This is a genomic window from Rhizobium sp. BK316 (assembly GCF_014193695.1).
Taxonomy (GTDB): Bacteria; Pseudomonadota; Alphaproteobacteria; order Rhizobiales; family Rhizobiaceae; genus Rhizobium.
Genome location: NZ_JACHZR010000002.1, coordinates 869625 through 896165, shown reverse-complemented (window position 1 = coordinate 896165; position 26541 = coordinate 869625). Strand labels below are relative to the sequence as shown.

Genomic DNA, 26541 nt, shown 5'->3' with positions numbered 1-26541 from the left:
GCAGAAAGATAGCACATGACAGTTGAGTGCACCCGGCTCAAATCCGGGCTGACAGTAGTCACACAGACCATGCCGCACCTTGAAAGCGCTGCGCTCGGAGTCTGGATCAAATCAGGTTCGCGCAACGAGACGGAAGACGAGCATGGCATCGCCCACCTGCTCGAGCACATGGCCTTCAAGGGCACGGGGCGACGCTCCGCACGCCAGATCGCCGAGGAAATCGAGGATGTCGGCGGCGAAGTGAACGCCGCTACCTCCACCGAGACGACCTCCTATTATGCCCGGGTTCTGAAGGACCACGTGCCGCTCGCCGTCGATATCCTGGCCGATATCCTGACGGAATCCGCCTTCGAAGAGGAAGAGTTGGAACGCGAGAAGCAGGTCATCCTGCAGGAGATCAATGCGGCCAACGACACGCCCGACGATGTCGTCTTCGACCGTTTCTCCGAGGTGGCCTATCGCGGCCAGACGCTCGGCCGGCCGATCCTCGGCACTCCGGAAACCGTCGTTTCCTTCACACCACAGCAGATCCGCACCTATCTCGGCCGCAACTATACGACCGACCGGATGTTCGTCGTGGCAACCGGCGCCGTCGAGCATGACGAATTCGTGCGTATGGTCGAAGACCGTTTTGCAAGTCTGCCGACCGCGCCCAATGCGCCGCCGGTCATGGAAGCCGCACGTTATATCGGTGGCAATGTGCGCGAACCGCGCGATCTCATGGACGCACAGATTCTGCTCGGCTTCGAGGGCAAGGCCTATCACGCCCGCGATTTCTACTGCTCGCAGATCCTCGCCAATATCCTCGGCGGCGGCATGTCCTCCCGCCTGTTCCAGGAAGTGCGCGAGTTCCGCGGTCTCTGTTATTCGGTCTATGCCTTCCACTGGGGCTTTTCCGATACCGGCATCTTCGGCATCCATGCCGCAACCGGCGGTGAAAACCTGCCGGAATTGGTGCCCGTCATCATCGACGAACTGCACAAATCGGCCGACAATATCGACCAGAAGGAAATCGAGCGAGCCCGCGCCCAGATCCGTGCGCAGCTTCTCATGGGCCAGGAAAGTCCTGCGGCGCGTGCCGGTCAGGTCGCCCGACAGATGATGCTCTACGGCCGTCCGATCTCCAATCCGGAGATGATGGAACGCTTGGAAGGCATCACGATCGAGCGCCTGACCGATCTTGCCGGCCGCCTCTTCTACGATACCGTCCCGACGCTTTCGGCGATCGGCCCGCTCGAGCAGCTTGCCCCGATGGAAGACATCACCGCCTCGCTTTCGGTTTCGGCACCGAAGACGAGGCAGGCAAGCCGCTGACGGACATATCCGTTGCGTCGGGGGTTATCGATGCCAAAATCGGTTTTTCGGTTCCTGTCGCGACAGCCTGAAGCGGTCGAACTCGAAGACGACAAATATATCCTGCGCCTGCCGCGCTACCAGGATTTCAACCAGTGGCACAGGCTTCGCGCCGACAGCCGCCGTTTTCTGGAACCCTGGGAGCCGACATGGCGCCGCGACGAGCTGACGGAAGGTTCTTTTCGCGCCCGGGTGATCCGCGGTAAGCAGGAATATGCCTCGGGACAGGCGATCCCGCTCTTCATTTTCCAGAAAAAGGATATGGCGCTCGTCGGCGGTATCACCATCGGCTACATCCGCCGGGGAGCCGCCCAGAGCTGCATGATCGGTTACTGGATGGGCGAGCGTTATGCCGGCCAGGGCCATATGTTTGCCGCACTTCAACTGGTTATTCCCTATATCTTCGCAGGGCTTGAGTTGCACCGTATCGAAGCAGCCTGTATTCCAGACAACGCACGGAGCATTCGCCTGCTTGAGAAAGCCGGGTTCCAGCGGGAAGGCTACCTGCGCGGATATTTGAAGATCAACGGTCAGTGGCACGATCACGTGATGTTTTCACGCTTGGCCACCGACGCGGATACAGGCAGGAAACCCAACAGCCGATGAACAAAGACCGCATGCTGCCGACGTCACCGTCCGGACGAGTGATCGCGGTGATCGCAGCCCTTCTCCTGTCTGTGTTCGCCCTTGCGGCGGGAACCGCGCAGGCGGCCGAACCGGTGAAGATTTCCCGCGACGACACCGCGCTGGACCTGACTGCCACGACTGAAATCTACGCCAATCAGGGCGAGGCCTTCCAGGTTTCCACCGCTGCCGGCGCCGACGGCATCCGCCGGCGCATCGAGGTGCGGTCGAGCTCGGAAAACCATCAGGGCGACTGGGCGGTCTTTGCGCTTGCCAACGTTTCGGAAGAGCAGCTTGAGCGCGTCATCGTCGCGCCGCACTTCCGTCTCGTCAATTCCAAGCTGTTCTGGCCCGACCTCGGCTCGCAGCGCATCATCGCGATCACGCCGAGCGAGGGTTTTGCACTCGACCGGCAGCCGAGTGACGATGCCGACGTCTTCCGCATCACGCTGAACCCCGGCGCGGTCATCACCTTCGTCGCCGAGCTTGCAACGCCCAATCTGCCGCAGATTTATCTGTGGGAGCCGAACGCCTATAAGGACACGATCAACGCCTTTACGCTTTATCGCGGCATCGTTCTCGGCATTGCCGGCCTGCTCGCCGTCTTCCTGACGATCCTCTTCGTCGTCAAGGGAACCTCGATGCTGCCGGCGACGGCGGCTCTCGCCTGGGCTGTGCTCGGCTATATCTGCGTCGACTTCGGCTTTCTCGGAAAGCTGATCAGCGTCGCCTCGGCGGATCAACGAATATGGCGCGCCTGTGCGGAGGTGGCGCTCGCCTCCAGTTTCGTCATCTTCCTGTTCACCTATCTCAATCTCAATCGATGGCATGTGCATCTCGGCTATGCCACGCTTGCCTGGGTGCTGGGCCTCGCGCTGCTGTTCGGCGTTGCGATCTACGATCCGTCGATCGCGGCCGGCATCGCGCGGCTGTCCTTCGCGCTGACGGCGGCGACCGGCCTGTTGCTCATCATCTATCTCGGCTTCAACCGCTATGACCGCGCCATCCTGCTCGTGCCTGCATGGGCGCTGACGCTCGTCTGGCTGTTCGGTGCGTGGCTGACGATTACCGGTCGGCTCGATAATGACATCATCCAGCCGGCACTTGGCGGTGGCCTCGTTCTCATCGTGCTCCTGATCGGCTTTACCGTCATGCAGCATGCCTTTGCCGGCGGCGCCTTCCAGCAAGGTCTCTTCTCCGATCTCGAGCGCCAATCGCTGGCGCTGACGGGCTCGGGCGACACGGTCTGGGACTGGGATGTGGCGCGCGACCGCGTCGTCACCATTCCCGACGTTTCCGTCAAGCTCGGGCTGTCGCCGGGTGCGATGCACGGCGCGGCGCGCAACTGGCTGCCGCGGCTGCACCCTGACGATCGCGATCGCTTCCGCGCCACGCTCGACGTGCTCTTGGAACATCGCCGCGGGCGGCTGAACCACGAGTTCCGCATCCGCGCCGAAGACGGCCATTTCCATTGGCTGCTGATCCGCGCTCGGCCGGTTCTCGGCTCGAACGGCGAGATCATCCGCTGCGTCGGCACGATTGTCGATGTGACCGAACAGAAGAATTCCGTCGAGCGGCTGCTGCACGATGCATTGCACGACAACCTGACGGGGCTGCCGAACCGGCAGGTGTTCCTCGACCGTCTGCAGTCGGTGCTGACGCTGGCGCCGGGCGGCGAGACGCTGCGCCCGACCGTCATGGTGATCGACATCGACCGCTACAAGCTGGTCAACGATTCCCTCGGTGTCGCCGCAGGCGACAATATCCTGATCGCGCTTACCCGCCGTTTGCGTCGCCTCCTGAAACCGCAGGATACGCTGGCGCGCCTTTCCGGCGATCAGTTCGGCCTCATCCTCGTTTCCGAGCATGATCCGGCCAAGGTCGCGGATTTCGCCGATGCAATGAGCAAGGCGATCATGGTGCCGATCAACTTCTCCAACCGGGAGATTATCCTGACAGCCTCCATCGGCCTCGCCTCCTGGGTGGACCAGCAGGAGAGCGCGTCGGGTCTGCTCAGCGACGCCGAGCTTGCCATGTATCGGGCCAAGCGCGCCGGCGGCAACCGCGTGGAGCCCTTCCAACCGGCCTTCCGCGATTTCGGCACCGACCGTTTGCAGCTCGAATCGGATCTGCGCCGCGCCATCGAGCGCAAGGAGCTTTCGATGGTCTACCAGCCGATCGCCCGGCTGGAAGATGTCGAGATCGCCGGCTTCGAGGCATTGATGCGCTGGGAACACCCCAAGCGCGGCAATATCCCGCCATCCGAGTTCATCCCGATCGCCGAAACATCCGACATTATCGGCGCACTCGGCATTTTCGCACTGGAACAGGCGACCAACGACCTGATGGCCTGGCAGAACCAGACCGGCGAACTGCCGATTTTCGTTTCCATCAATCTGTCCAGTGTGCAGCTACTCAACAACGAGCTCTACGACGACGTCCGCTCGGTGCTGGCGAAGACCCATTGCAATCCTTCGCAACTGAAGCTCGAGCTGACGGAATCCATGGTGATGGAGAATCCAGAACAGGCGCGCCTGGTGCTGCAAAAGCTGAAGGAAGCCGGCCTCGGCCTGGCGCTCGACGACTTCGGCACCGGCTATTCCTCGCTCGCCTACCTTACTCGCTTCCCCTTCGACACGATCAAGCTCGACAGGGCACTGGTGCGCGACAATAGCGACAAGAAGGCGACCGTGCTGAAATCAGTCATTTCCATGGCGCGCGAGTTGGAAATGAAGGTTGTGGCCGAAGGTATCGAATCCAACGAGGATGCGATCGAGCTTGCCAAGATGGGCTGCAGTTATGGCCAGAGCTACCTCTTCGGCCCGCCGATGCCGTCGGAATCGGTGCTGCGGCTGCTGAGGGAACGCTTCCCGCTGACGAAGCGGGCTTGAGACGGGGAAGAAGCGGTTTACCGCCTTGCCCTCACCGCCATGACAGCTATTCTGCCGAAAAATACAACCGGGAGGCACCATATGATCCTGCACTGCGTATTCATGCGACTGAAGAGCGCCATGACGCCAGACGACAAGCAGGCGCTGTTCGACGCCATCGTGGCGCTGAAGCAGGTGATACCGGGGATCCTCGATATAAAATACGGGCCGAATGTTTCGCCCGAGGGGCTGCATGGCGGTTTCGTCGACGGCTTTGCCGTGACCTTTGAAAGCCCCGAGGCCCGGGACGCCTATCTGGTGCATCCCGAGCATGTAGCCGTTGGCGAGCGTATCGTTACGTCGACGGATGGAGGCCTTGCTGGCCTCCTGGTTTTCGATCTCGTCATCTGAGACCTTGGTAACTCAGCTCGACTTCGCCATGGCGGTGGAGAGCTGGTCGACATTGTAGCGGAACATCTTCTCGTAGGTCGGGGCTGGGCCTTTCGAGTCCGAGAGAGATTCGACATAGAGCTCACCGCCCGGCTCGGCACCGGTCGCGGTGGCGACCTGCTTGACGAGGCGCGGATCGTTGGAGTTTTCGAAGAAGTAGGTCTTTACGTGTTCCTGTTTGATCTGCTCGATCAGCTTGGAGACGTCGGCTGCGGAGGCTTCGCTTTCTGTCGAGAGACCAAGCGGTGCCAGGAAGCTGACATTATATTCACGGCCAAAATAGCCGAACGCATCGTGGCTCGTCAGCACCTTGCGGCGGTCATCGGCGATCTTGTCGAATTTGGAATGCGCATAGGCATCCAGTTCGTCCAGTTTCTTTGTATATTTCTCGGCATTGGCCTTGTAGGCGGCGGCATCGGCCGGGTCGGCGTCGGACAACGCCTTCTCGATATTGGCGACCCAAACCTTCACGTTGACGGGGCTGTTCCAGACATGCGGATCGGTGACGGTCTTGCCGTCCTCTTCCATCGTGCGGGTATTGATGCCCTCGGAGACCGTGACCGGCTTGCCCTTGTAGCCAGAGGCAGTGATCAGGCGGTCCATCCAGCCTTCCAGCCCCTCGCCGCTGACGAAGGTGACTTTAGCGGCATTCAGCGCCTTCGCATCGGCCGGCGACGGCTCGAATTCATGGGGATCGCCGTTCGGTCCGACGAGGCTCGTGACCTTGACGTGGTCGCCGCCGACCTGGCGGACGACATCGGCAAGCACGGTGAAGGAGGCGACGACCTTCAGCGTGTCGGCGGAAGCCGGCACGGCCGAAAGCGTCATCAGGACAGGCAAGGCGGCGGAAAGAAGCAATCTGCTAGGTAACATCGATGTCTCCTGTAATCAGCCCTTCAGATGCGGGCGGGGGAAGAACCGCCGGGCAAGGCCCGACGGCGCGAAGAAAATGGAGAGACCGTAGAGCAGAGCCGCGGTCATGATGATCGTCGGGCCGGAGGCAAGCTCCAGGTGATAGGAGGCGATGAGGCCGAGATAGCCGGAAGCCGCGGCACTTGCCGCCGCAATGATCATCATGGCGGACAGGCTGCGCGACCAGAGTTGGGCGATCGCAGCCGGCAGCATCATCAGGCCGACGGCCATCAGCGTGCCGAGCGCCTGGAAGCTCGCAACGAGGTTCAGCACGACCAATAGCAGGAAGAGGAAATGATAGACCGGTCCGCGCCCGCCGACGGCGCGCAGGAAGCCCGGATCGAAGCATTCGGCGACCAGCGGCCGATAGATGACCGCGAGCGCCAGTAGTGTGACCGACGTGATGGCGCCGATCTGCGTCAGCGCCGGCGCATCGATGGCGAGGATGGTGCCGAAAAGCACATGCAGCAGATCGATGTTGGAGCCACGCAAGGAGACTATAAGAACGCCCAAGGCCAGCGATGCGAGATAGAAGCTCGCAAAGCTTGCATCCTCCTGCAGCACGGTCATGCGGCTGACGACACCCGACAGCAGCGCGACGGAAAGACCGGCGACAAGTCCGCCGATACCCATCGCCGTCAGCGACAGCGAGCCGGCGACAAGATAACCGACCGCCGCACCGGGCAGCACGGCATGGCTCATGGCGTCTCCCATGAGGCTCATGCGGCGAAGCATCAGGAAAACACCGATGGGGCCGGAACCAAGCCCCAGGCACAGGCAGGCGACGAGGGCGCGGCGCATGAAGCCATAATCGGCAAAGGGGGCGAAGAAGATATCGTAGGCCGTCATGCCGCCGGCTCGCAGGCTTCGGCATCCTCATCCCAACGTTCGGCCATGGCGCGGGCCTGCAGAAGATTGGCAGACGACATGACCTCCTGCGTCGGCCCCCAGCCGACCAGCCGGCGGGCGAGCAGCAAGGTCTCCGGGAAATACGCCCTCACCTGTTCGAAATCATGGAGCACGGCAATCACCGTCCGCCCGTCGCCATGCCAGCGGACGACAATGTCGAGCAGATCCCTGGTCGTGCGGGCATCGATGGCGGTGAAGGGTTCGTCAAGCAGGATGATGCGCGCATCCTGCAGCAGCAGGCGGGCGAAGAGCACACGCTGGAACTGGCCGGCCGAAAGCGAGCCGATATGGCGCTTTTCGAACCCCTCGAGTCCGACGGTGGCGAGTGCGTCGCGGGTGCATGCGGCGTCTTGCTTTGCGATGCGGCCAAAGGCACCGGCCGAGCGCCAGCTTCCGAGCAGCACGGTATCCAGCACCGAGATCGGAAAGCGCCTGTTGATGTCAGCCGCCTGTGGCAGATAGCCGAAATCAGTGCGTTGCAGCCGATGCTCCACCCTGCCCTCGGCCGGGCGCAGTTCCCCCATGATCGCCTTGAGCAGCGTGGATTTTCCCGCACCATTCGGCCCGGCGATTGCCGTCAGGCTGCCGGACTGGAACGTGCCGGAGAGATGATGGACCGCAGGATGACGGTCGTAGGAGACCGTCAGATTGTCGAGGCGGATAACCGGCACGCTCATGGCAGCAGGATCGCCCAATGGATCGCCAGCCAAAGAAGCGCGACGATGGCACCCGCACCGCTCAGGCGCAGAAACGCCGACTGCCCAAGGAGACTAATGGCAAAATGTGCGGATATGGGCGGCATTCTCAATTCCTTTACGTAATAACATTACCGTTATGTTATAACAATTGCGGCAGGAATGAGGCGAGGTTCATTCTTGACGTGATGCTATTCAATGCGCATATTTTGTTATCGAGATTGGACGGAGACGATTGCTATGAACGTGTCCATTGGTGAACGCTGGGAGAAATTCGTCGAGCAGGCCGTCAAGGATGGCCGATATGGTTCGGCAAGCGAAGTTGTACGCGAAGGATTGCGACTGGTGGAGGAGCGGGAGGCGAAGCTGAATGCGTTGCGCCGTGAAATCGGTGAAGCAATCACAGCGGGCGGCGAGATCACTGAAGAGGAGCTACAGGCATCGCTGGACGAAGTAGAGGCCGAATTGGCAAAGGAAGGTTATTGATATGCCGCAACTTCGCTTTCTACAGAGCGCGAAGGCGGATATCGGCCAGATCTTCAGGTTTCTTACCAGAGAAAGCGGCAATCGCGGCATTGCACGCAATTTCACGAATAAGCTCATCCAGAAATGCTCGGATCTTGCATCGCTCCCCGGGCACATCGGACGACCGCGCCCGGAACTTGGCGACGGAATCCGCAGCTTTGCCTACAACAACTATGTCATCATATTCCGCTATGTCGGCGATGACTTCGAGGTCGTCAAGATTTTCGAAGGCCATCGCGATATCGATGCGCATTTCAACACCCAGCATTAAAAAGGCGCCCAAGGGCGCCTTTTGATCGGTATCGATCCGTTTCCGGCTCAGAGTTGCTCAAGCATCGCCGCCGCGCCGGAAACCGTTGCCTGGCCGGGCGTTTCTTCGACATTGAGCGACTTCACGACACCGTCCTCGACCAGCATGGAATAACGCTTGGAGCGCACGCCGAGGCCACCGGCAGAGAGATCGGCATCGAGACCGACAGCCTTGGTGAAGCCGGCATCCCAGTCGGCAAGAAAATGGATCTTGCCGAGGCCGCCCGAAGACTGTGCCCAGGCGCCCATCACATGCCAGTCGTTGACGGCAAGAACGGCGATTTCGTCGACGCCCTTGGCAAGAATGGCATCGCGGTTTTCCAGATAGCCCGGCAGGTGGTTCAGCGAACAGGTGGGCGTGAAGGCGCCGGGCACGGCGAAGAGCACAACGCGCTTGCCGCCGAAGAGTTGCTCGGTGGTGATTTCGACCGGGCCGTCGGCAGTCTTTTCCTTGAAGGTGGCGGCAGGAAGCTTTTCGCCGATCGCGATGGTCATGGATTTTCTCCTCGGTTCAGGCTGGTCGCGGCATGGCCGCAGGGGATCGAGAGGGACTATAAGATGCGGTCAATCAAAGGCAAGCGTAGTCTCCATGGCACGGGCACCGTCAACGATGAGCACCCCCCACTGTTTGCCCTTGATATCGTAATTTTTCGGGAGCTTTCCGATGGCGATATCGGCGGAATAGGCCTTGCCGCTGCGCCCCACATTCATCTGCTTGGTGAAGGCATAGCCGCTCGGGCCGGTGACGGTGATTTCGGGCGTTCCATTCCCCGCTTCCGGCAGAGTAACTTTCAGCGAGAGTTGCTTCAGGTCGGATGACATCGCATGTGCGACAACCTCGAAATCAGCAGACGGCGCTTCGGGAAGGCGGGCAGCGGCGCTCTGAAGAATCATCTCCTCCTGCGGGCGCGACTGGGCGGCAGCACCAATTTTCAGTGAAAGCTGCGCCTGGAAAGGAATGCAGATATCCTTGCAGATGCCAATGAAAGCGGTAGCGTCGAGAACGACCGGCCCCACTTTCGAAGCCGTCAGCGATAATGGCAGGGTCACCGGCGCCTCATAGCCGATGTCCTCGACCTTGCCGTTAGAGATATGTTTCGGAACGGGATAGGAAATGGCGTCAAGCGTTATGCCGCTTTGCGGTGCGATGGTGATCTGCGGCGGGATGCCGTTATTGCCCGGTTCACGCCAATAGGTGATCCAGCCAGGCTTCGGCTCGATCTGGAGGCCTGCCCTTATATGGCCGGCAGCGTCCGGCGGCAGTGCCACGAGACGCATCCGGCCGCCGTCGTTCTGCGCCCAGTCGCTCATTTCCGCATGCGCCGGACGCAACAATCCGAGCATGGACGCAGCCAAAATGACCGCAATTAATGGCGCGCGCGCGAGCAATGAAATAACTCTCATGGAACAAGGGTTTACCGAAACTTGCCAATTGCCGCCAGAAGTCCTGCCCATTTAAATCTTCATTTTCAGTTGATTGATTTGTGACATTGCCCCATGTTTCTCTTGTCGGAGCCTTTGTGCGGTCTGGCGGCAGGAGGAACCATGTCCCTAGCAACGCTGAAGAACAGACGGGAACGCGGATTTTTCGACGGTCAGTTTCTGATCGCCATGCCGGGCATGGAGGATCGCAACTTCGCGCGCACAGTGATTTATATCTGCGCCCATTCGGATGCAGGGGCCATGGGCTTCGTCATCAATCGCCCGCAAAGCCTCACCTTCACCGATGTCCTGCTGCATCTCGACATGATCAAGCAGGAAGATTCCATCGTACTGCCGAAGGATGCGCGGGAGTTTCCGATCCAGACCGGTGGGCCGGTCGAGAGCGGGCGGGGTTTCGTGCTGCATTCCGACGATTATGTCAGCGACTCCTCCATCCCCGTCAGCGACGATATCTGCCTGACGGCGACGCTCGATATCGTGCGCGCGATCTCCAAGGGCGGCGGCCCGAAGCGGGCGACCATGCTGCTCGGTTACTCCTCCTGGGGCGCGGGCCAGCTCGAAAACGAGGTGGCCTCCAATGGCTGGCTCAATTGCGCGGCCAATGAGGAATTGATCTTCGATCGCTGCCTCGATGACAAGTATGAGCGGGCGCTCGCCAGCATGGGTATCACGCCTGCCATGCTTTCGGCCGAAGCCGGCCACGCCTGACTGCATCATTCCGGAACGAAACTCATTCATTAGCGTTTTCCGTCGGCAATGCCTGCGGCACCCCAGCGGCGGGCATTTAGGGGGCTGCCATGAGGTTGTTTGCCTGCGACAATTGCGATCAGGTCATCCATTTCGACAACAGGCAGTGCGTGCGCTGCAATCATCGCCTCGGCTTCTTTGCGGGCGATCTTTCCACGCATGCACTGGAATCGTTCGATGAGGCAAATTGGCAGCTCGTCTCCGATCCGAACCGGCTCGTGCGGTTCTGCGCCAATGCGGGCCTCGATATCTGCAACTGGCTGGTCGATGACAACAATGATTTCTGCATCGCCTGCCGGCATAACCGGCTGGTGCCGAACACCGATACGCCAGAAGGCATCGACCGCTGGCGGCGCATCAGCCAGGCGCAGCGCCACCTCTTCTATTCGCTGCTGCGCTGGAACCTGCCGCATCCGGATCGGCAGGAAGACCCGCAAGGCGGGCTCGTTTTCGACTTCCTCGAAGACGCCGTTCAAAACGACGGCAATGTGGTCCCGGCCATGACAGGGCATGAAGAAGGGCTGATCGCCATCCGTGCGGCGGAGGCGGATGACGTGACCCGCGAGCAGGCGCGCACGGCGATGGACGAGCCCTATCGCACCCTGCTCGGCCATTTCCGTCACGAGGCCGGGCATTTCATCTGGAACAAGCTGGTGCGCGACCGCAATGGTTTCGACGAGTTCCGCGCCGTCTTCGGCGACGAGCGGCACGACTATAGCGCGGCATTGCAGGACCACTATGCCAATGGGCCGGTTCCCGGTTGGCAGGAGAGCTTCATCAGCGCCTATGCCTCCGTCCATCCCTGGGAGGATTTTGCGGAATGCTTCGCGCATTACCTGCACATCGTCGATACGCTGGAGACCGCGCGCAGCTTCGGCATGGCGATCGATCCGCGCGGCCATGAAGAGATTGCGGCGGAGGTGGATTTCAGTCCCTATCGGGCACAGAGCGCCGAACAGCTCGTCAGCGCCTGGGTGCCGCTCAGCCTTGCGATCAATGCGATCCAGCGCAGCATGGGCCAGCCGGATTCCTATCCCTTCGTGCTGTCTTCGCCAGTCGTAACGAAGCTCGAATATCTGCACCGACTGATACAGAATGCAGCCAACGAGCAGCGACAGGCAGCTTGATCAGCCTGCCTTCTTGCTCTTCTTGAACGGCTCCATGCCCTTGCGCGCCAGTTCGTCGGCACGCTCGTTCTCAGGATGGCCGGCATGGCCCTTGACCCAATGGAGCGTCACTTTATGCTTGTTGCGGGCCTCCTCCAGCGCCTGCCAGAGCTCGGCATTCTTCACCGGCTTATTGTCCGATGTCCTCCAGCCGTTCTTCTTCCAGCCGAAGATCCATTTGGAAATGCCGTCTTTCACATAGGCGCTATCGGTATAGAGATCGACCTCGCAGGGCTCTTTCAAGGCGCTCAGCGCGGAGATGGCAGCCAGAAGTTCCATGCGGTTGTTGGTGGTTTCAGCCTCGCCGCCGGAGAGCTCCCTCTCGACCTCGCCGTAGCGCAACACGGCACCCCACCCGCCGGGGCCGGGGTTGCCGGAGCATGCCCCGTCGGTGAAGATATCGATGTGCTTCATAGGCTCAGTCCATATTCCGCCGGCGAGGAAATCTGGCGGTGGAAGCGCAGCTTGCGCAGATATTCGAGCGGGTCCTTCTTGGTGACCATCGCGCCTTCCGGCGTCGTCAGCCAGTCGTAAAGACGGGTCAGGAAGAAACGCAGGGCCGAACCGCGGGAGAGGACCGGCAACGCCGCGATCTCCTGACCACTCAGCGGCCGCACGCTCTGGTAACCCTCGAGCATCTGCGTGCCCTTGGTGATGTTGTAGGCACCATCCTTCTCGAAGCACCAGGCATTGAGGCAGATCGAGACGTCATAGGCGAGCAGATCGTTGCAGGCGAAGTAGAAATCGATGAGGCCCGAGAGTTCGTCACCAAGGAAGAAGACGTTATCAGGGAAAAGATCGGCGTGGATGACGCCAGCGGGCAAATCCTTCGGCCAATAGGCCCGCAGGAAATCGAGATCGCTGCGGATTTCGTTCTGCAGGCCGAACTCCACCTCGTCGGCGCGTGCCTCTGATTTGTCCCAGAGCGTCTGCCAGCCTTCCAGCGACAACGCGTTCGGCCGCGTCAGCGCAAAACCTTCGCCAGCGACATGCATCTGCGCCAACGCCTTGCCGACTTCGCGGCAATGTTTCGGTTCCGGCTTTCTCAGCCACATGCCTTCGAGGAAGGAAATGAGCGCTGCGGGACGGCCTGACAGCGTGCCAAGCAGAGCGCCGTCCTTGCGCGGCAGCGGCAGCGGGCAGGACAGGCCGCCGGCCGACAGATGCTGCATCAGGCCGAGGAAGAACGGCAGATCGCTCTTTTCCACCCGCTTCTCGTAAAGCGTCAGGATGAGCGGCGCCTTAGATGTATGCAGCAGGAAGTTGGAATTCTCCACGCCTTCGGCGATGCCCTTGTAGGAAAGCAGCGTGCCGGCATCATATTCGGTGAGAAACCATTTCAGATCGTCTTCGGCGATATCAGTATAAACTGCCAAGGTGGGTCTCTCACTGTAGAGGCGGTCTGATCAGATGGGGCAGGATGGAGGGGATCCCCTCGCCTCACTCCCCGTTCACGAATGCCATGTCAGCCGTGGTCAGTTCAAGACTGCGCAGCTCGCGATTGACGAGGAAATGTTCGTTTTCCTGCACGGTTTCGGCAAGCTCGACGCGGGCATCGAAGCGGGTGCGGAAGGCCTCGATGATCTCGTTGACGATCACTTCCGGGGCGGAAGCACCGGCGGACAAGCCAAGCGTGGCAATCGGGCCGATCTCATCCCAGTCGAGTTCGGAAGCGCGCTGCACGAGGATCGACTTCTTCGCCCCGGCCCGGAGCGCCACTTCGACGAGCCGCTTGGAATTGGACGAATTCGGCGCGCCGACGATGATGAATAGATCGCAGCCGGGGGCAGCTTCCTTCACCACTTCCTGGCGATTGGTCGTGGCATAGCAGATGGAATCGGCAGCCGGCGCCTTCAGATTGGGGAAGCGTTCTTCGAGCCGCTTGATAACGCCGGCGGTATCATCGACCGAGAGCGTCGTCTGGGTGACATAGCCGAGATTATCGGGATCGGCGGGCTCATAGGCATCGACGTCCTCGACGGTTTCGACCAGAGAGACAGTACCCTCGGGAAGCTGGCCCATGGTGCCGATAACCTCGGGATGGCCGGCATGGCCGATCAGGACGACATGGCGGCCGAGGCGATTGTGGCGCATCGCCTGCTTGTGGACCTTAGAGACCAGCGGACAGGTGGCGTCGAGATAGAAGAGGTTGCGGGCATTCGCATCCTCGGGCACGGATTTCGGCACGCCATGGGCGGAAAAGACGACAGGCTGGGCACGATGTTCAGCCGGGATCTCGTCAAGCTCCTCGACAAAGACCGCGCCCTTGGCTTCCAGCCCTTCCACGACATAGCGGTTATGAACAATCTCGTGGCGGACATAGACGGGCGCGCCATAGGCCTTCAGCGCCAGCACGACGATCTGGATCGCCCGATCGACGCCGGCACAGAAGCCGCGCGGACCGCAGAGCCTGATCGTCAAAGGAGGTTTTGCCGCAATGTTCATGACATATCCAGGTTAAGCTTCAGGGACCTCTAACCCAATATGGGATGGAATTGAAGCGATACTATTGCGCGGCACCCTTGCGGCGGAACCAGGAGATTGCGACGACGACGGCCAGCACCACCGCCAGCCCGTACCAGGTGAAGGCATATTGCAGATGGTCGTTCGGTAGATCAATCTGTGTCACGCCACCGATCGGAAAACCCGCTGGGTTGGGCGTGGAATCGGCATCGACGAAGAAGGGCACGACATCAGCCTTGTCGAGATCGACGCTCGATGCCATCACATCGAGATCCTTCCAGTAGAAGATGTTCTTCGCCATGTCATTGTCAGGCACGAGCGAGGAAGGTTTGCCAGGGAGTTTGGCACGCGCGAGGCCGGTTACCGTCTGCTGGCCAGTCAACTGACCCTGCATGCGCATTTCCGGCTCCTTGTTCTCATAGGGAACGAAGCCTCTGTTGACGAAGAGGTAGCGCCCGTCTTCAAGCTGCAGCGGGGTATAGACGTAATAGCCGGTCTGACCATGCCAAGTGGCGAAGAAGTGGCGTTCTTTGTTGTTGATATAGCGGCCGGTGGCGGTCACCGTGCGGTATTCGATATCACCGCCCTGCTCCGCCATAGACTCTATGTCCGCAAGCGGAACCGGGACGGCTGCACGACGCTCGGCGATGTCCGCGAGCAGGCCTTCCTTCCAGTGAAGGCGCTCCACCTGCCAGGTGCCGAGCGAGATCAGGATGGCGAGCGCAATGAGAACCGCCATGCCGGTAAAGACCGGCAGCTTGCGGCGCGGGGCCGGACTTTCAATATCAATCACTCAAGCGTCCCTCACGGGCATTGTGGCGATATTGCATGGCGATGAGGATACCCTTGCACCAGCGCAGCGCTACCAGGGAAAGGATGACCGTCAGCGGACCGAAGAGCAGGATGTGGACCCAGATCGGCGGAGCGTAGTTGACCTGCAGCCAGAGCACCGAACCGATGATGATGAAGCCGACGATGAGGATGACGAAGACGGCGGGACCATCGCCTGCATCGGCGAAGGAATAGTCCAGGCCGCAGGCGGCGCAGCGTGGTTTCAGGCCAAGGACACCATCGAAGAGCTGACCATGACCGCAGCGCGGGCAGCATCCCTTGATGCCGGTCTTGACCGGGTCGACCGGTGGAAATTGTGCGTTGTCTTCACTCATGACCATCTCCCTGCCGACGGCTTTTCGTCGTCTGCCTTAACTCTCCCATAAAGTATTCGCATCCCGAATGGAAAGGCCTGCGCGTTTTCGCCTCAGTGATTCGCGCCAAACAGAAGAAGACTGATGAGCGATGATAGCCATGCCGGACAGATCATAATCCTGAACGGCGCGCCGCGAAGCGGCAAATCCAGCATTGCGCGTGCAATCCAGGAAGAATTCGAGGGGCCGTGGATCAACCTCGGCGTCGACACCTATAATGCCATGACGCCGAAGCGCTACCTGCCCGGCATCGGGCTGAGGCCGGGCGGCGAACGCCCGGACCTGGAAGAACTGGTACCGTTCCTCTACGCAGCGCTCTATGAATCGATCGCCATCCATGCCGGATTGGGCCTCAACGTCGTCGCTGATCTCTGCCATCATGACAGCTACTCCCAGCCGCTCGGCATTCTCGGAGATTGCGCCCGGCGGCTGGAGGGCTTTCCGGTCCTGTTCGTCGGCGTCAAATGTCCGGTCGAGACGATCATGCGGCGGCGGGAGATCGCGGAGGAAGGGCGAGAGACCCTCTACCTGCGCGCCACCGAGGAGACACCCGTGCCCGAACCGGTGCAGCGCTGGCAGGACGAGGTGCATCGTCCGGGTCTCTACGACATGGAGGTCGATACATCCGTGCTGACTGCGCTCGAATGCGCCGAGGCGATCCGCCATCAGCTGGATCTCGGTATTCCCGAGCCTTCGGTCTTCGAAAGGCTGGCCAACGGTAAGATGACGGGCAGCGGTTGAGACAAAAAGACTCGGGATTTACACCGATCCCGACAGCAATAAACTTCGGGCTGTCTGCTACGCGAACGACTGAGATACCTTTGGGAGGCGGAATGGCTGATACGTTTGATATCCACCCATTGACGGCCGATCGTTGGGCCGATCTTGAAGACCTTTTTGGTCCATTGCGCGGAGCCAATTCGGGATGCTGGTGCATGTGGCCTCGCATCAAGGGCGCTGACTACAAGGCGATGGAGAAAACTGGCCGGAAAGATGCCTTCCGGGCGATCGTGGAGGCTGGGCCACCGCCGGGGCTGATTGCATATCATCGCGGGAAAGCGGTCGGTTGGTGTGCGATCGGCCCGCGGCCTGCCTCCTCACGCTTCCAGGCCGCAAAAACTTCACGGCCGCCGGAGGATGTGAGCGAGCCTGACGCTTCGAGTGTCTATGCCATCACGTGCTTCTTCATTCGCACGGGCTATCGCCGGCAAGGCCTCATGCGGCATCTTGCCAGCGCCGCTGTTGAATTCGCGATAGCCAATAATGCGGTTGCAGTTGACGCCTGCACTATCGATCCCGAAAAACCTCTGACATGGGGGGAGGGTTTTGTCGGCATCGCCTCGGTATTCAGGAACCTTGGATTCTCGGAGATCGCGCGCCGATCCCCGAGACGACCGTTGATGCGGCTCAAACTCTCCGAGCGTTAAATCAAACTCCTGCCTCAAAAACCGCAAAGTCAGAAATTCGCGCCTAATACTTGCGACAGGGAATATTCCACATTTCGATCAGGCGGGTCAGAGCACCCGCCTTTTCAATTTCTCTATCCGGTCTCGATCAGCCTGCGGCGACCGGAGCGCCCCAGCCGCCCCAGACGTAGATGCAGAAGAACAGGAACAGCCAGACGACGTCGACGAAGTGCCAGTACCAGGCAGCCGCCTCGAAGCCGAAGTGCTGCTTCGGCGTGAAGTCGCCGCGCAACGCACGAAGGAGGCAGACCAGCAGGAAGATGGTGCCGACCAGAACGTGGAAACCGTGGAAACCGGTGGCCATGAAGAAGGTCGCGCCGTAGATCGAGTTGCGGAACTCGAACGGTGCATGGGCATATTCATAGGCCTGGACGGAAGAGAAGAGCACGCCGAGCAAAACAGTCAGCGTCAGGCCCTGGATAAGGCCCTTGCGGTCGTTGTGCAGCAGAGCGTGGTGAGCCCAAGTCACCGTCGTGCCCGAGAGCAGCAGAATGACGGTGTTGTAGATCGGCAGGTGCCAGGGATCGAGAACCTCGATACCCTTCGGCGGCCAGACACCGCCGGTATAGGCAAGGCGCGAAGCCTGGATGGCTTCGTGCGGAAAGAGGCTGGCGTCAAAATAGGCCCAGAACCAGGCGACGAAGAACATCACCTCCGAAGCGATGAACATGATCATGCCGTAGCGCAGGTGCAGAGACACGACGCGCGTATGGGCACCCTCGTGGGCTTCCTTCACGGTGTCCGACCACCAGCCATACATGACGTAGAAAACGACAGCGAGGCCGATGAAGAAGACCCACGGATGAGCCCACTCGATACCGAGAACATGCAGCGAGCCGCCGTTCAGGTAGCGCATATAGCCGACGCCGCCGAAGGCCATCAGGAATGCGCCGAGCGAGGCCAGTATCGGCCACGGGCTCGGAGCTATGATGTGATAGTCGTGATTCTTCTGATGAGCATCGGCCATGTCAGATCCCCGGTGTCTTCCTTCTCCGCTTCCGGCACCGCCGGAAACACTCCTCAATCAAAGTTTCTTTTCAGCCTGTCCCGTTCCACCCTCATTCGAAGCCACCGGCTTCGGACCCTCTTTGGGATAGAACGTGTAGGACAGCGTGACCGTGTGAATGCTTTTCGATTCAGCGGCCTTGGTAATATCCGGATCGATGTAGAACACGACCGGCATTTCAAGCTTTTCGCCCGGCTTCAGGTCCGTTTCATTAAAGCAGAAACATTGCACCTTGTTGAAATAGGCGCCCGCCTCGCCCGGCGTCACATTGAAGATCGCCTGGCCGCGCTGGGTTTCGTTGGAACGGTTTTCGGCGATGAAATTGACCTGGATGGTCTCGCCGATCTTCGGATTGACCTCGCGTTCGACCGGCTTGAATTCCCACTGCAGGCCAGGAGCGACGTTGGCGTCGAACGTGACGCGCATCGTGCGGTCGAGAATGACGCTCGAAACCTGATCGACACGCTGGGTCGTACCGTTATAGCCGGTCACTTGGCAGAAGAGGCGATAAAGCGGCACGGCGGCATAGCTCGCCGCGCCCATGCCGACGACGAAGCTCAGGCACATGAAGACGACGGCGGCATTGTTGCGCGGCTTCTTCGGTGCGTTGACGGCATCGCTCATCGTATCAGCCTCCATGTCCCAGGAATTTGATGATGGTGATGGCGTAGAAAAGAACCACCAGACCGGCGAGCACGACACCAAGCGCGATGTTGCGATTACGGCGCGACTTGCGTTGCGCCTCAGTGAGCTTGACCAATTCCATCAGAACGAGCCTCCTGCATACGAGACCAGCATCGCAACCAGCCGGTCGAGCATCAGCGCGGAGAACACGGCAAAGAGATAGAAGATCGAGAAGCCGAACAACTTCTTCGCCGGGATCATCTTGAGATCGCCATCGGGCATACGCCAGACGGCGATGGAACAGTATATGAAGACCGCGCCAAGCGCTGCGGCCACCACACCATATCCGACGCTGGCAAAACCGAGGAAAGTCGGCAGCACGGCGCAGACTGCGGTCAGCACGGCATAGGCGACGATCTGGTGCTTGGTGGTGCGTTCACCCGAAACGTTCGGCAGCATCGGCACGCCGACAGCTTCGTAATCGCGCATCTTGAAGAGGGCGAGCGCCCAGAAATGCGCCGGCGTCCACAGGAAGATGATGAGGAAAAGAACAGTGCTTTCGATCGTGACGGAATTGGTCACGCAGGCCCAGCCGATCATGGGCGGGAAAGCGCCGGCCGCGCCACCGATGACGATGTTCTGTGGCGTCGAGCGCTTCAGCCACATCGTGTAGATGACGGCATAGAAGAAGATGGTGAAAGCGAGGATGGAGGCCGACAGCCAGTTGACGGCGAGACCCAGGATCGTCACCGAGAAGCAGGAGAGGACAAGGCCGAAGGCCAAGGCTTCCTTGGGCATGATGCGGCCGGCCGGGATCGGGCGATTGGCAGTGCGGCTCATCACGGCGTCGATGTCGGCGTCATACCACATGTTCAGCGCACCCGACGCGCCTGCGCCGACGGCAATGCAGAGAATGGCGATCAGGCCGAGGACCGGATTGATGTGGCCTGGCGCCAGCACGAGGCCGGCAAAGGCCGTGAAGACCACGAGCGACATGACCCGCGGCTTCAGAAGCTCGAAATAATCGCGCGCACCGGCTTCCGACAGGCGAAAATCGCCTTCGTCCGCAAGAGCCTCGTGATTGTCGACAACCGTCATCATTCCGTCCTGATCTACTAATCGCCAGACGCCGCAGAGGCCTGCGGCGTCTGGAAGTCCGGCATCTTACTTAATGCGCGGAAGCTGTTCCCACTGGTGGTACGGCGGTGGTGAAGGCAACTGCCATTCGAGGGTCGTTGCACCCTCACCCCACGGATTGTCACCGGCAACGCGCTTCCTGGCGAAGGCTTCCCAGACCCCAACGAGGAAGATGATCACGCCGACGAAAGAGATATAGGAGCCGATCGACGAGACATAGTTCCAGCCGGCGAATGCATCCGGATAGTCGATGTAGCGGCGTGGCATGCCTGCGAGGCCGAGGAAATGCTGCGGGAAAAACACCAGGTTCACGCCGACGAACATGACCCAGAAGTGCAACTTACCGAGGAACTCGTTGTACATGTAACCGGTCATCTTCGGGAACCAGTAGTACCAGGCAGCGAAGATGGCGAAGACGGCGCCGAGCGACAGAACGTAGTGGAAGTGAGCCACGACGTAATAGGTGTCATGCAGCGAGCGGTCGAGGCCGGCGTTTGCGAGCTGGACGCCCGTGACACCACCAACGGTGAAGAGGAAGATGAAGCCGATCGCCCAGATCATCGGCGTGCGGAAGGTGATCGAGCCACCCCACATCGTTGCGATCCAGGAGAAGATCTTCACACCCGTCGGAACGGCGATGACCATCGTCGCGAAGACGAAATAGCGCTGCGCGTCAAGCGACAGGCCGACCGTGTACATGTGGTGAGCCCAGACGACGAAGCCGACGGCACCGATGGCGACCATGGCGTAGGCCATGCCGAGGTAACCGAAAACCGGCTTCTTCGAGAAGGTCGACACGATGTGGCTGATGATGCCGAAGCCCGGCAGGATCAAGATGTAAACTTCCGGGTGACCGAAGAACCAGAAGAGGTGCTGGTAGAGAATCGGGTCACCGCCGCCTTCCGGCGCGAAGAAGGCCGTGCCGAAGTTACGGTCGGTGAGCAGCATGGTGATTGCACCAGCCAGAACCGGCAGCGACAGCAGCAGCAGGAAGGCGGTGATCAGCACAGCCCAGGCAAAGAGCGGCATCTTGTGCAGCGTCATGCCCGGAGCGCGCATGTTGAGGATCGTGGTGATGAAGTTGATCGCACCGAGGATCGACGAGGCGCCGGCGATGTGCAGCGCGAAGATCGCAAGGTCGACCGCCGGTCCCGGCTGACCGCCGACTGCGAGCGGCGGATACATGGTCCAGCCGCCGCCTGTGCCGTATGCGCCGGCCGGGCCTTCGACGAACATCGAGAGGCACAGCAGCAGGAAGGCGGGAACGATCAGCCAGAAGGAGATGTTGTTCAAACGCGGGAAGGCCATATCCGGCGCGCCGATCATGATCGGCACCATCCAGTTGGCGAAACCGCCGATCATCGCCGGCATGACCATGAAGAAGATCATGATCAGCGCGTGAGCGGTGGTGAAGACGTTGAACATATGCTTGGCGCCGTCGATGGCGGCATCGCCTTCGAAGCCGTAGACCATAGAGGCGAGGCCGTGGAAGATCTGGATGCCCGGCTCCTGCAACTCCATGCGCATGGCGACGGAAAGCAGGCCGCCGACGATACCAGCGAAGATTGCGAAGATCAGGTAGAGCGTGCCGATATCCTTATGGTTCGTCGAGAAGAACCAGCGGTCGGCAAAGCTCGGCGCATGAGAGTGATCGTGGTGGTCGTCATGCGCATGAGCGTCATGAGCATGGTGATCATGAGAATGATCGTCGTGAGCGGAAGGTCCAGCCATTGTCCCGATCCCCTATCTTACTTTGCGACGTTTTCAGCGACATCGACGGTCTTTGCAGAACCATCGGCAGCGGCGATCAGTGTCTTGTAGGCGCCGGGCAAGTCGCTGGCGGCCGTGGTCAGCCACTGCTTGTACTTGTCTTCGGAAACGACGCGGATGGCGATCGGCATGAACGCGTGGTCCTTGCCGCAAAGCTCGGAACACTGGCCATAGAAGAGACCTTCACGCTCGGCGCGGAACCAGGTTTCGTTCAGGCGGCCCGGAACGGCGTCGATCTTGATGCCAAAGGACGGCATGGCGAAAGCGTGGATGACGTCGGTGGGCGCGGCGGTGACGAGAACACGGACGGTCTTGTCGACCGGCAGCACGAGTTCGTTGTCGACGGCCAGCAGGCGCGGATAGACGGAAAGATCAGTCTTGCCGGCAGCGGCACGATCCGGCTCCTTCAGAAGATAGGAGTCGAAGGCAACGGGCGTTTCGCCCGAGCCTTCATATTCATAGTTCCACTGCCACTGGGTCGCGGTCGCCTTGATGGTCACATCGGGGTTTTCCGGCAGCGTCAACTGCGCAGTGAGCAGGTTAAAAGAGGGAACTGCAAGGAAGAGAAGCACGAGGACCGGCCCCACGGTCCAGATGACTTCGATCAGCGTATTGTGGCTCGTCTTAGAGGGAACCGGGTTCGCCGAAGCGCGGAACTTGAAACAGACGACGATAAGAAGAACGAGAACGAACAGTGTGATCGGAACAATGAACCACAGCGTATATTGTTCGAACCAGCGGATCTCCCGCATGATCGGCGTCGCTGCCGGCTGCAGGGTAGCCTGCCACGGCATCGGCTGATCGGCATATGTGCCGGAAGCAAAAAGCAGACAGACCAGCGCGGTCAGAGCTGCAAAAGCCTTCTTAATCACCTTGTAATCTCCCTCGAGCGCTGATCTGCATCAATTCGGACGCAGAATCCTTGCCATCTTCTGCGCTTCAAACCACAGTTTGGCATCCGCCGCAACAGGCAGAAGCAATTGTCTATGCGGCATTTTTGCTCCAGCACCGCATCGTCGGGTATGGCAAAACATTGCAAGCTTTTCATCAGCATACGAAAAACGCGCTTTGGGGCCAATCCGCTCGCGGCACATTCTTTTGGCGAGGTCCTATTTCTGCCGCAGTCCCCCGGTTTTCACGGGGTGGGGCTTTTCATTTTTTGTGGGCAGCTTCACAAATAGCGGCAATGATTCGATATCCAGAGGTTTTCATGGGTTTCCGTTCCCTCGCGCGGTCGTTTGTTCTGACCGCAGGCATCGCGGCCGCCGCGACGAGCCCCGTTTTCGCGCAGCAGGCACCAGCGCCCGCGCAGTCGCGTCCCGCCACGCCTGCCCCGAAGCCCGCTCCGGCACAGCCGTCTGCGACGCCGAACGTCGAGCAGGTGACGCCTGGGCAAACGCAGCCACCGGCTCCCGGCACGGTTCGTTCCAACCACGGCGCATGGTCCGTCGTCTGCGACAAGCCGCCCGGCGCTTCGACCGAGCAGTGCGCATTGATGCAGAACGTCATCGCCGAAGACCGGCCGGAGGTCGGCCTGTCCGTCGTCGTCCTGAAGACGGCTGACCGCAAGTCGAAGATCCTGCGCGTGCTGGCACCGCTCGGCGTGCTGCTGCCAAACGGCCTCGGCCTCAATGTCGACGGCAAGGACATCGGCCGCGCCTATTTCGTGCGCTGCTTTGCCGATGGCTGCTATGCCGAAGTCGTTCTCGAGGACGAACTGCTCAAGACCTTCCGTAGCGGCGCCCAAGCGACCTTCATCGTCTTCCAGACGCCGGAAGAAGGCATCGGCATCCCCGTCGACCTCAAGGGTTTTGCGGAAGGCTACGACGCCCTGCCCTGATCCGTCGGGGCTTGCTCGCGCAGCACAACAGACCTACATCGGCTATTGAGCACTCCCGCTCTTCTTGCGGAGCAAAAGACATGACCACCGATCTCTTGACGCTTTTCGATGCCGACGAAGCGACGATGCGCAAGCATGTCGCCGAGGCGCTTTCCGGCGCCGATGACGGCGAGCTCTTCATCGAGCACGCGCAGGCGGAATCGCTTACCTTCGATAACGGCCGCCTCAAGGGCGGCAGCTTCAACACCGAGCAGGGTTTTGGCCTGCGCGCCGTGGCCGGCGAAGCTGTCGGTTATGCGCATGCGGGTGACCTCTCCGTCTCGGCGCTGAAGCGGGCCGCCGATGCGGTCGGCGCCGTCACGCGCGGCTATTCCGGCAGCTATGCGGCAGCGCCCCAGGGCACCAACCGCAAGCTCTACACCGACGAGAACCCGATCGGTTCGCCGACCTTCGAAGAGAAGGTGAAGGTGCTGACCGATATCGACGCCTATCTGCGCGGCAAGAACGACAAAGTGCGGCAGGTGACGGCCTCCGTCGCCGCAAGCTGGCAGGTGGTCGACATCCTGCGCGCCGACGGCCATCGCGTACAGGACATCCGGCCGATGACGCGCATCAACATCTCCGTGATGGTCGGCGAAGGCGATCGCCAGGAAAGCGGCTCCTACGGCCAGGGCGGCCGCATCGGCTTCGGCGATTTCATCGCGACGGGAAGCTGGCAGCACGGTGCCGACGAAGCGCTGCGCCAGGCACTCGTCAATCTCGAAGCGATCGACGCGCCGGCAGGCACGATGGACGTCGTGCTCGGCTCCGGCTGGCCGGGCGTCATGCTGCATGAGGCCGTGGGTCACGGCCTCGAGGGCGATTTCAACCGTAAGAAGACCTCCGCCTTTGCGGGTCTCCTGGGCCAGATGGTGGCAGCACCAGGCGTGACCGTCGTCGACGACGGCACAATCGACAGCCGCCGCGGCTCGATCACCATCGATGACGAAGGTACGCCTTCGGCCTATAATGTGCTGATCGAGAACGGCAAATTGGTCGGCTACATGCAGGATCGGCAGAATGCCCGGCTAATGGGCATGGCGCCTACCGGCAACGGCCGCCGCCAGGGCTATGCGCATGTGCCGATGCCGCGCATGACCAACACCTATATGCTCGGCGGGGACAAGTCACCGGAGGAGATCATCGCCTCGGTGAAGAAGGGTATCTATGCCGTCTCCTTCGGCGGTGGTCAGGTGGATATTACATCAGGCAAATTCGTCTTCGGCTGCACCGAGGCCTATCTCATCGAAAGCGGCAAGATCGGTGCGCCAATCAAGGGCGCCATGCTGATCGGCAACGGCCCGGATGCGATGAAGCGTGTGTCTATGGTCGGTAACGACATGAAGCTCGACACCGGCATCGGCAATTGCGGCAAGGCGGGCCAGTGGGTGCCTGTCGGCGTCGGCCAGCCGCATCTGCGCATGGATCAGGTCACCGTCGGCGGCACGCAGGCCTGAGGCGATACAATCATGGTCGAGATCGAAATCAGAACCTTCGCCCCTGACGATGCCGATGACGTGATCTCGGTCATCCTGCCGATCCAGCGTGAAGAATTCGGCATCGACATCACCGCTGACGCGCAGCCGGACCTGCGCGTCATTCCCGACTTTTACCAGTCGGGCAAGGGTCAGTTCTGGGTCGCGATCAAGGACGGCGCCATCGTCGGCACGCTCGGCCTCAAGGATATCGGAAACAATCAGGCTGCGCTCCGGAAGATGTTCGTGGCCGCCGAGGTGCGAGGCCGCGAACACGGCGTCGCCAACCGGCTGCTCGAGGCGCTCTTTGCCCATGCCGGCGAAGTCGGCGTGACCGATATATTCCTCGGCACCACCGATAAGTTTCTTGCTGCACAGCGGTTCTATGAAAAGAACGGGTTTTCAGAAATTCCCAAGAAGGACCTGCCGCGGGCGTTTCCACTCATGGCGGTGGACAGCAAATTCTACCAATATAAGCTCGGCTGACTCAGGCTCTCAGAAGGTTATGATGCGGCTGATCTCGCGATGGCAGAATTCGGCAGGAGAACGGGTGCGGATCGCGCTCAACCTCAAAGGTATTTCCTATCGCTACATTCCGGTTAGCTCGCTTGAAACAGGCGAGTATCACCGGCTCAATCCGCAAGGATTGCTGCCGGCGCTGCATATAGGCGACCATGTCGTGCCGCAGTCGTCGGCCATACTTAGTTATATAGAGGAGCGCTATCCCGATCCGAGCCTCCTGCCCGACGATCCGGCGCTTCGTGCGCAAGCGAGAGGTTTTGCTGCCCACATTGCTTCGGAGATGCATTCCCTAACGGTCCAGCGCGTCCGACATTTCCTGCGGGACAAACTCGGTGATAGCGAGGCGGAGGTCAAGCAATGGGTGCTGCACTGGCTAGGCCTCGGCTTCACCGCCCTCGAAGAAACGCTCGCGCAGCGTCAGATTCAGTCGCCCTTCTGTTTCGGCGACCGCCCGGGCTGGGCTGACTTGCATCTTATCCCGCAGATGAGCAACGCCCGTCGTCTCGGCCATGATCTCTCACCCTACCCCCTATTGCTTTCGGTTGAGCAGCGCTGTGTGGTGCTCGATGCATTCCGATCGGCAAGACCGGAAGCGCAGCCGGATTTCCCAAAACCGGATGATCTAGCCTAAAGTGCTTCAGCCCTCTCACGTCTGTGCCGGCTCGAACCGCCATTTCCGTTCGATCGCGGCGGCGAGATCGATATCGTTACGGCGGGCAAACAGCAGAATATGGCCCAGCAGGTCGGCGGTCTCATCGGCGAGGTCGCGTTCCATCTCCTCGGGCGAACGGCCTTTGGCACGACCACGACCGGTCAGGCGGTTCCAGGCCTGGGTCAGTTCACCCATCTCCTCCTGCAGCTTCAGCAGGAACCAGTCGGCATCGCGCTCAATGCCGTTGGCGCTGGCATAGGTTGACGATGAGGTCTCGAACTGATCGGCGAGCCGTTGCAGCATGACGTTCTCCTTTTGTTTATGAGGAGAGCGCCGATT

At 60.5% G+C, this 26541-nt stretch carries 32 protein-coding genes; 14 read left to right on the top strand and 18 right to left on the bottom strand.

Going from position 1 to position 26541, the window contains the following annotated elements; all coding sequences use genetic code 11:
* The first annotated feature begins 15 nt into the window (after positions 1-15).
* From FHT87_RS12930 to FHT87_RS12915, 4 genes are all read left to right on the top strand, one after another.
* A complete protein-coding gene (locus tag FHT87_RS12930) occupies positions 16-1314 on the top strand; it encodes a pitrilysin family protein (RefSeq protein WP_183735551.1) in 1299 nt (432 codons plus the stop codon).
* A 30-nt stretch (positions 1315-1344) separates the two neighbouring features.
* The gene (locus FHT87_RS12925) at positions 1345-1959 is read left to right on the top strand and encodes a GNAT family protein (protein ID WP_183802299.1); all 615 of its coding nucleotides are present in this window, start codon (positions 1345-1347) and stop codon (positions 1957-1959) included.
* On the top strand, positions 1956-4868 hold the full coding sequence (locus FHT87_RS12920; protein WP_183802296.1) for a sensor domain-containing phosphodiesterase: 2913 nt from the start codon (positions 1956-1958) through the stop codon (positions 4866-4868). The genes FHT87_RS12925 and FHT87_RS12920 overlap by 4 nt, the downstream gene beginning before the upstream one ends.
* 81 nt (positions 4869-4949) lie before the next feature.
* On the top strand, positions 4950-5258 hold the full coding sequence (locus tag FHT87_RS12915; protein WP_183735548.1) for a Dabb family protein: 309 nt from the start codon (positions 4950-4952) through the stop codon (positions 5256-5258).
* Positions 5259-5270: 12 nt separating this feature from the next.
* Here FHT87_RS12915 and FHT87_RS12910 read toward each other — a convergent pair whose 3' ends face one another.
* The 4 genes from FHT87_RS12910 to FHT87_RS31410 are packed head-to-tail and all read right to left on the bottom strand — an operon-like array spanning position 5271 to position 7920.
* Entirely contained in the window at positions 5271-6170 is a 900-nt protein-coding gene (locus tag FHT87_RS12910; RefSeq protein WP_183735547.1) for a zinc ABC transporter substrate-binding protein, read from the bottom strand.
* Between the two features lie 15 nt (positions 6171-6185).
* Positions 6186-7058, bottom strand: a complete 873-nt coding sequence (locus tag FHT87_RS12905; RefSeq protein ID WP_183735546.1) for a metal ABC transporter permease — start codon at positions 7056-7058, stop codon at positions 6186-6188.
* Positions 7055-7795 (bottom strand): ABC transporter ATP-binding protein, encoded by a 741-nt coding sequence (locus FHT87_RS12900; protein WP_183802293.1) that lies wholly within the window; start codon positions 7793-7795, stop codon positions 7055-7057. The genes FHT87_RS12905 and FHT87_RS12900 overlap by 4 nt, the downstream gene beginning before the upstream one ends.
* Entirely contained in the window at positions 7792-7920 is a 129-nt protein-coding gene (locus FHT87_RS31410) for a hypothetical protein (protein ID WP_281411216.1), read from the bottom strand. Before FHT87_RS31410 ends, FHT87_RS12900 begins: the two co-directional genes overlap by 4 nt.
* A gap of 133 nt (positions 7921-8053) precedes the next feature.
* Between FHT87_RS31410 and FHT87_RS12895 the strand changes: the two genes are divergently transcribed.
* Positions 8054-8299: a type II toxin-antitoxin system ParD family antitoxin gene (locus tag FHT87_RS12895; protein WP_183735544.1), complete on the top strand. Its 246-nt coding sequence runs from the start codon at positions 8054-8056 to the stop codon at positions 8297-8299.
* Between the two features lies 1 nt (position 8300).
* Entirely contained in the window at positions 8301-8609 is a 309-nt protein-coding gene (locus FHT87_RS12890; RefSeq protein ID WP_183735543.1) for a type II toxin-antitoxin system RelE/ParE family toxin, read from the top strand.
* Positions 8610-8656: 47 nt separating this feature from the next.
* Here FHT87_RS12890 and FHT87_RS12885 read toward each other — a convergent pair whose 3' ends face one another.
* Positions 8657-9142, bottom strand: a complete 486-nt coding sequence (locus FHT87_RS12885; protein ID WP_183802290.1) for a peroxiredoxin — start codon at positions 9140-9142, stop codon at positions 8657-8659.
* 69 nt (positions 9143-9211) lie between these two features.
* Positions 9212-9991, bottom strand: coding sequence for a protein-disulfide reductase DsbD domain-containing protein (locus FHT87_RS12880; RefSeq protein ID WP_246698225.1), 780 nt, complete (start codon positions 9989-9991; stop codon positions 9212-9214).
* 201 nt (positions 9992-10192) lie between these two features.
* Between FHT87_RS12880 and FHT87_RS12875 the strand changes: the two genes are divergently transcribed.
* The gene (locus tag FHT87_RS12875; RefSeq protein ID WP_007818010.1) at positions 10193-10798 is read left to right on the top strand and encodes a YqgE/AlgH family protein; all 606 of its coding nucleotides are present in this window, start codon (positions 10193-10195) and stop codon (positions 10796-10798) included.
* 89 nt (positions 10799-10887) lie between these two features.
* On the top strand, positions 10888-11964 hold the full coding sequence (locus FHT87_RS12870) for a putative zinc-binding metallopeptidase (RefSeq protein ID WP_183802288.1): 1077 nt from the start codon (positions 10888-10890) through the stop codon (positions 11962-11964).
* On the opposite strand, the gene rnhA is transcribed toward FHT87_RS12870, so the two are convergent.
* The 5 genes from rnhA to FHT87_RS12845 all read right to left on the bottom strand — a co-directional run bounded on the left by rnhA (position 11965) and on the right by FHT87_RS12845 (position 15632).
* On the bottom strand, positions 11965-12417 hold the full coding sequence (gene rnhA / locus FHT87_RS12865; RefSeq protein WP_183735539.1) for a ribonuclease HI: 453 nt from the start codon (positions 12415-12417) through the stop codon (positions 11965-11967).
* On the bottom strand, positions 12414-13379 hold the full coding sequence (locus tag FHT87_RS12860; protein ID WP_183802284.1) for a homoserine kinase: 966 nt from the start codon (positions 13377-13379) through the stop codon (positions 12414-12416). The genes rnhA and FHT87_RS12860 overlap by 4 nt, the downstream gene beginning before the upstream one ends.
* 64 nt (positions 13380-13443) lie before the next feature.
* Positions 13444-14448 carry a 4-hydroxy-3-methylbut-2-enyl diphosphate reductase gene (gene ispH / locus FHT87_RS12855; protein ID WP_183735537.1) on the bottom strand — a complete coding sequence of 335 codons (1005 nt, stop codon included), beginning with the start codon at positions 14446-14448 and terminating at the stop codon, positions 13444-13446.
* A gap of 61 nt (positions 14449-14509) precedes the next feature.
* Positions 14510-15259, bottom strand: a complete 750-nt coding sequence (locus FHT87_RS12850; protein WP_183802281.1) for an SURF1 family protein — start codon at positions 15257-15259, stop codon at positions 14510-14512.
* Positions 15252-15632 carry a DUF983 domain-containing protein gene (locus FHT87_RS12845; RefSeq protein ID WP_183735535.1) on the bottom strand — a complete coding sequence of 127 codons (381 nt, stop codon included), beginning with the start codon at positions 15630-15632 and terminating at the stop codon, positions 15252-15254. The genes FHT87_RS12850 and FHT87_RS12845 overlap by 8 nt, the downstream gene beginning before the upstream one ends.
* Before the next feature lie 123 nt (positions 15633-15755).
* Between FHT87_RS12845 and FHT87_RS12840 the strand changes: the two genes are divergently transcribed.
* Complete coding sequence (locus FHT87_RS12840) at positions 15756-16412, top strand: chloramphenicol phosphotransferase (RefSeq protein ID WP_183802278.1); 657 nt, start codon at positions 15756-15758, stop codon at positions 16410-16412.
* A 92-nt stretch (positions 16413-16504) separates the two neighbouring features.
* Positions 16505-17098 carry a GNAT family N-acetyltransferase gene (locus FHT87_RS12835; RefSeq protein WP_183802274.1) on the top strand — a complete coding sequence of 198 codons (594 nt, stop codon included), beginning with the start codon at positions 16505-16507 and terminating at the stop codon, positions 17096-17098.
* A 127-nt stretch (positions 17099-17225) separates the two neighbouring features.
* On the opposite strand, the gene FHT87_RS12830 is transcribed toward FHT87_RS12835, so the two are convergent.
* From FHT87_RS12830 to coxB, 6 genes are all read right to left on the bottom strand, one after another.
* Positions 17226-18104, bottom strand: coding sequence for a cytochrome c oxidase subunit 3 (locus FHT87_RS12830; protein ID WP_183735532.1), 879 nt, complete (start codon positions 18102-18104; stop codon positions 17226-17228).
* A 57-nt stretch (positions 18105-18161) separates the two neighbouring features.
* Positions 18162-18767, bottom strand: coding sequence for a cytochrome c oxidase assembly protein (locus FHT87_RS12825; protein WP_183735531.1), 606 nt, complete (start codon positions 18765-18767; stop codon positions 18162-18164).
* Between the two features lie 4 nt (positions 18768-18771).
* The gene (locus FHT87_RS12820) at positions 18772-18909 is read right to left on the bottom strand and encodes a hypothetical protein (protein WP_183735530.1); all 138 of its coding nucleotides are present in this window, start codon (positions 18907-18909) and stop codon (positions 18772-18774) included.
* Positions 18909-19865 carry a heme o synthase gene (locus FHT87_RS12815; RefSeq protein ID WP_183735761.1) on the bottom strand — a complete coding sequence of 319 codons (957 nt, stop codon included), beginning with the start codon at positions 19863-19865 and terminating at the stop codon, positions 18909-18911. Before FHT87_RS12815 ends, FHT87_RS12820 begins: the two co-directional genes overlap by 1 nt.
* A gap of 66 nt (positions 19866-19931) precedes the next feature.
* The gene (gene ctaD, locus FHT87_RS12810) at positions 19932-21635 is read right to left on the bottom strand and encodes a cytochrome c oxidase subunit I (RefSeq protein WP_183735529.1); all 1704 of its coding nucleotides are present in this window, start codon (positions 21633-21635) and stop codon (positions 19932-19934) included.
* A 17-nt stretch (positions 21636-21652) separates the two neighbouring features.
* Positions 21653-22546, bottom strand: a complete 894-nt coding sequence (coxB, locus tag FHT87_RS12805; protein WP_183802272.1) for a cytochrome c oxidase subunit II — start codon at positions 22544-22546, stop codon at positions 21653-21655.
* 314 nt (positions 22547-22860) lie between these two features.
* Here coxB and FHT87_RS12800 point away from each other — a divergent pair, with 314 nt between their 5' ends.
* The 4 genes from FHT87_RS12800 to maiA all read left to right on the top strand — a co-directional run bounded on the left by FHT87_RS12800 (position 22861) and on the right by maiA (position 26181).
* Positions 22861-23514 carry an invasion associated locus B family protein gene (locus FHT87_RS12800; RefSeq protein WP_183735527.1) on the top strand — a complete coding sequence of 218 codons (654 nt, stop codon included), beginning with the start codon at positions 22861-22863 and terminating at the stop codon, positions 23512-23514.
* Positions 23515-23594: 80 nt separating this feature from the next.
* Positions 23595-25010 carry a metalloprotease TldD gene (gene tldD / locus FHT87_RS12795; protein ID WP_183735526.1) on the top strand — a complete coding sequence of 472 codons (1416 nt, stop codon included), beginning with the start codon at positions 23595-23597 and terminating at the stop codon, positions 25008-25010.
* A 12-nt stretch (positions 25011-25022) separates the two neighbouring features.
* The gene (locus FHT87_RS12790; RefSeq protein ID WP_183802268.1) at positions 25023-25514 is read left to right on the top strand and encodes a GNAT family N-acetyltransferase; all 492 of its coding nucleotides are present in this window, start codon (positions 25023-25025) and stop codon (positions 25512-25514) included.
* Positions 25515-25533: 19 nt separating this feature from the next.
* Positions 25534-26181 (top strand): maleylacetoacetate isomerase, encoded by a 648-nt coding sequence (maiA, locus tag FHT87_RS12785; protein ID WP_246699602.1) that lies wholly within the window; start codon positions 25534-25536, stop codon positions 26179-26181.
* A gap of 15 nt (positions 26182-26196) precedes the next feature.
* Here maiA and FHT87_RS12780 read toward each other — a convergent pair whose 3' ends face one another.
* Positions 26197-26505, bottom strand: coding sequence for a pyrophosphatase (locus FHT87_RS12780; protein ID WP_183802265.1), 309 nt, complete (start codon positions 26503-26505; stop codon positions 26197-26199).
* Between the last annotated feature and the right edge of the window lie 36 nt (positions 26506-26541).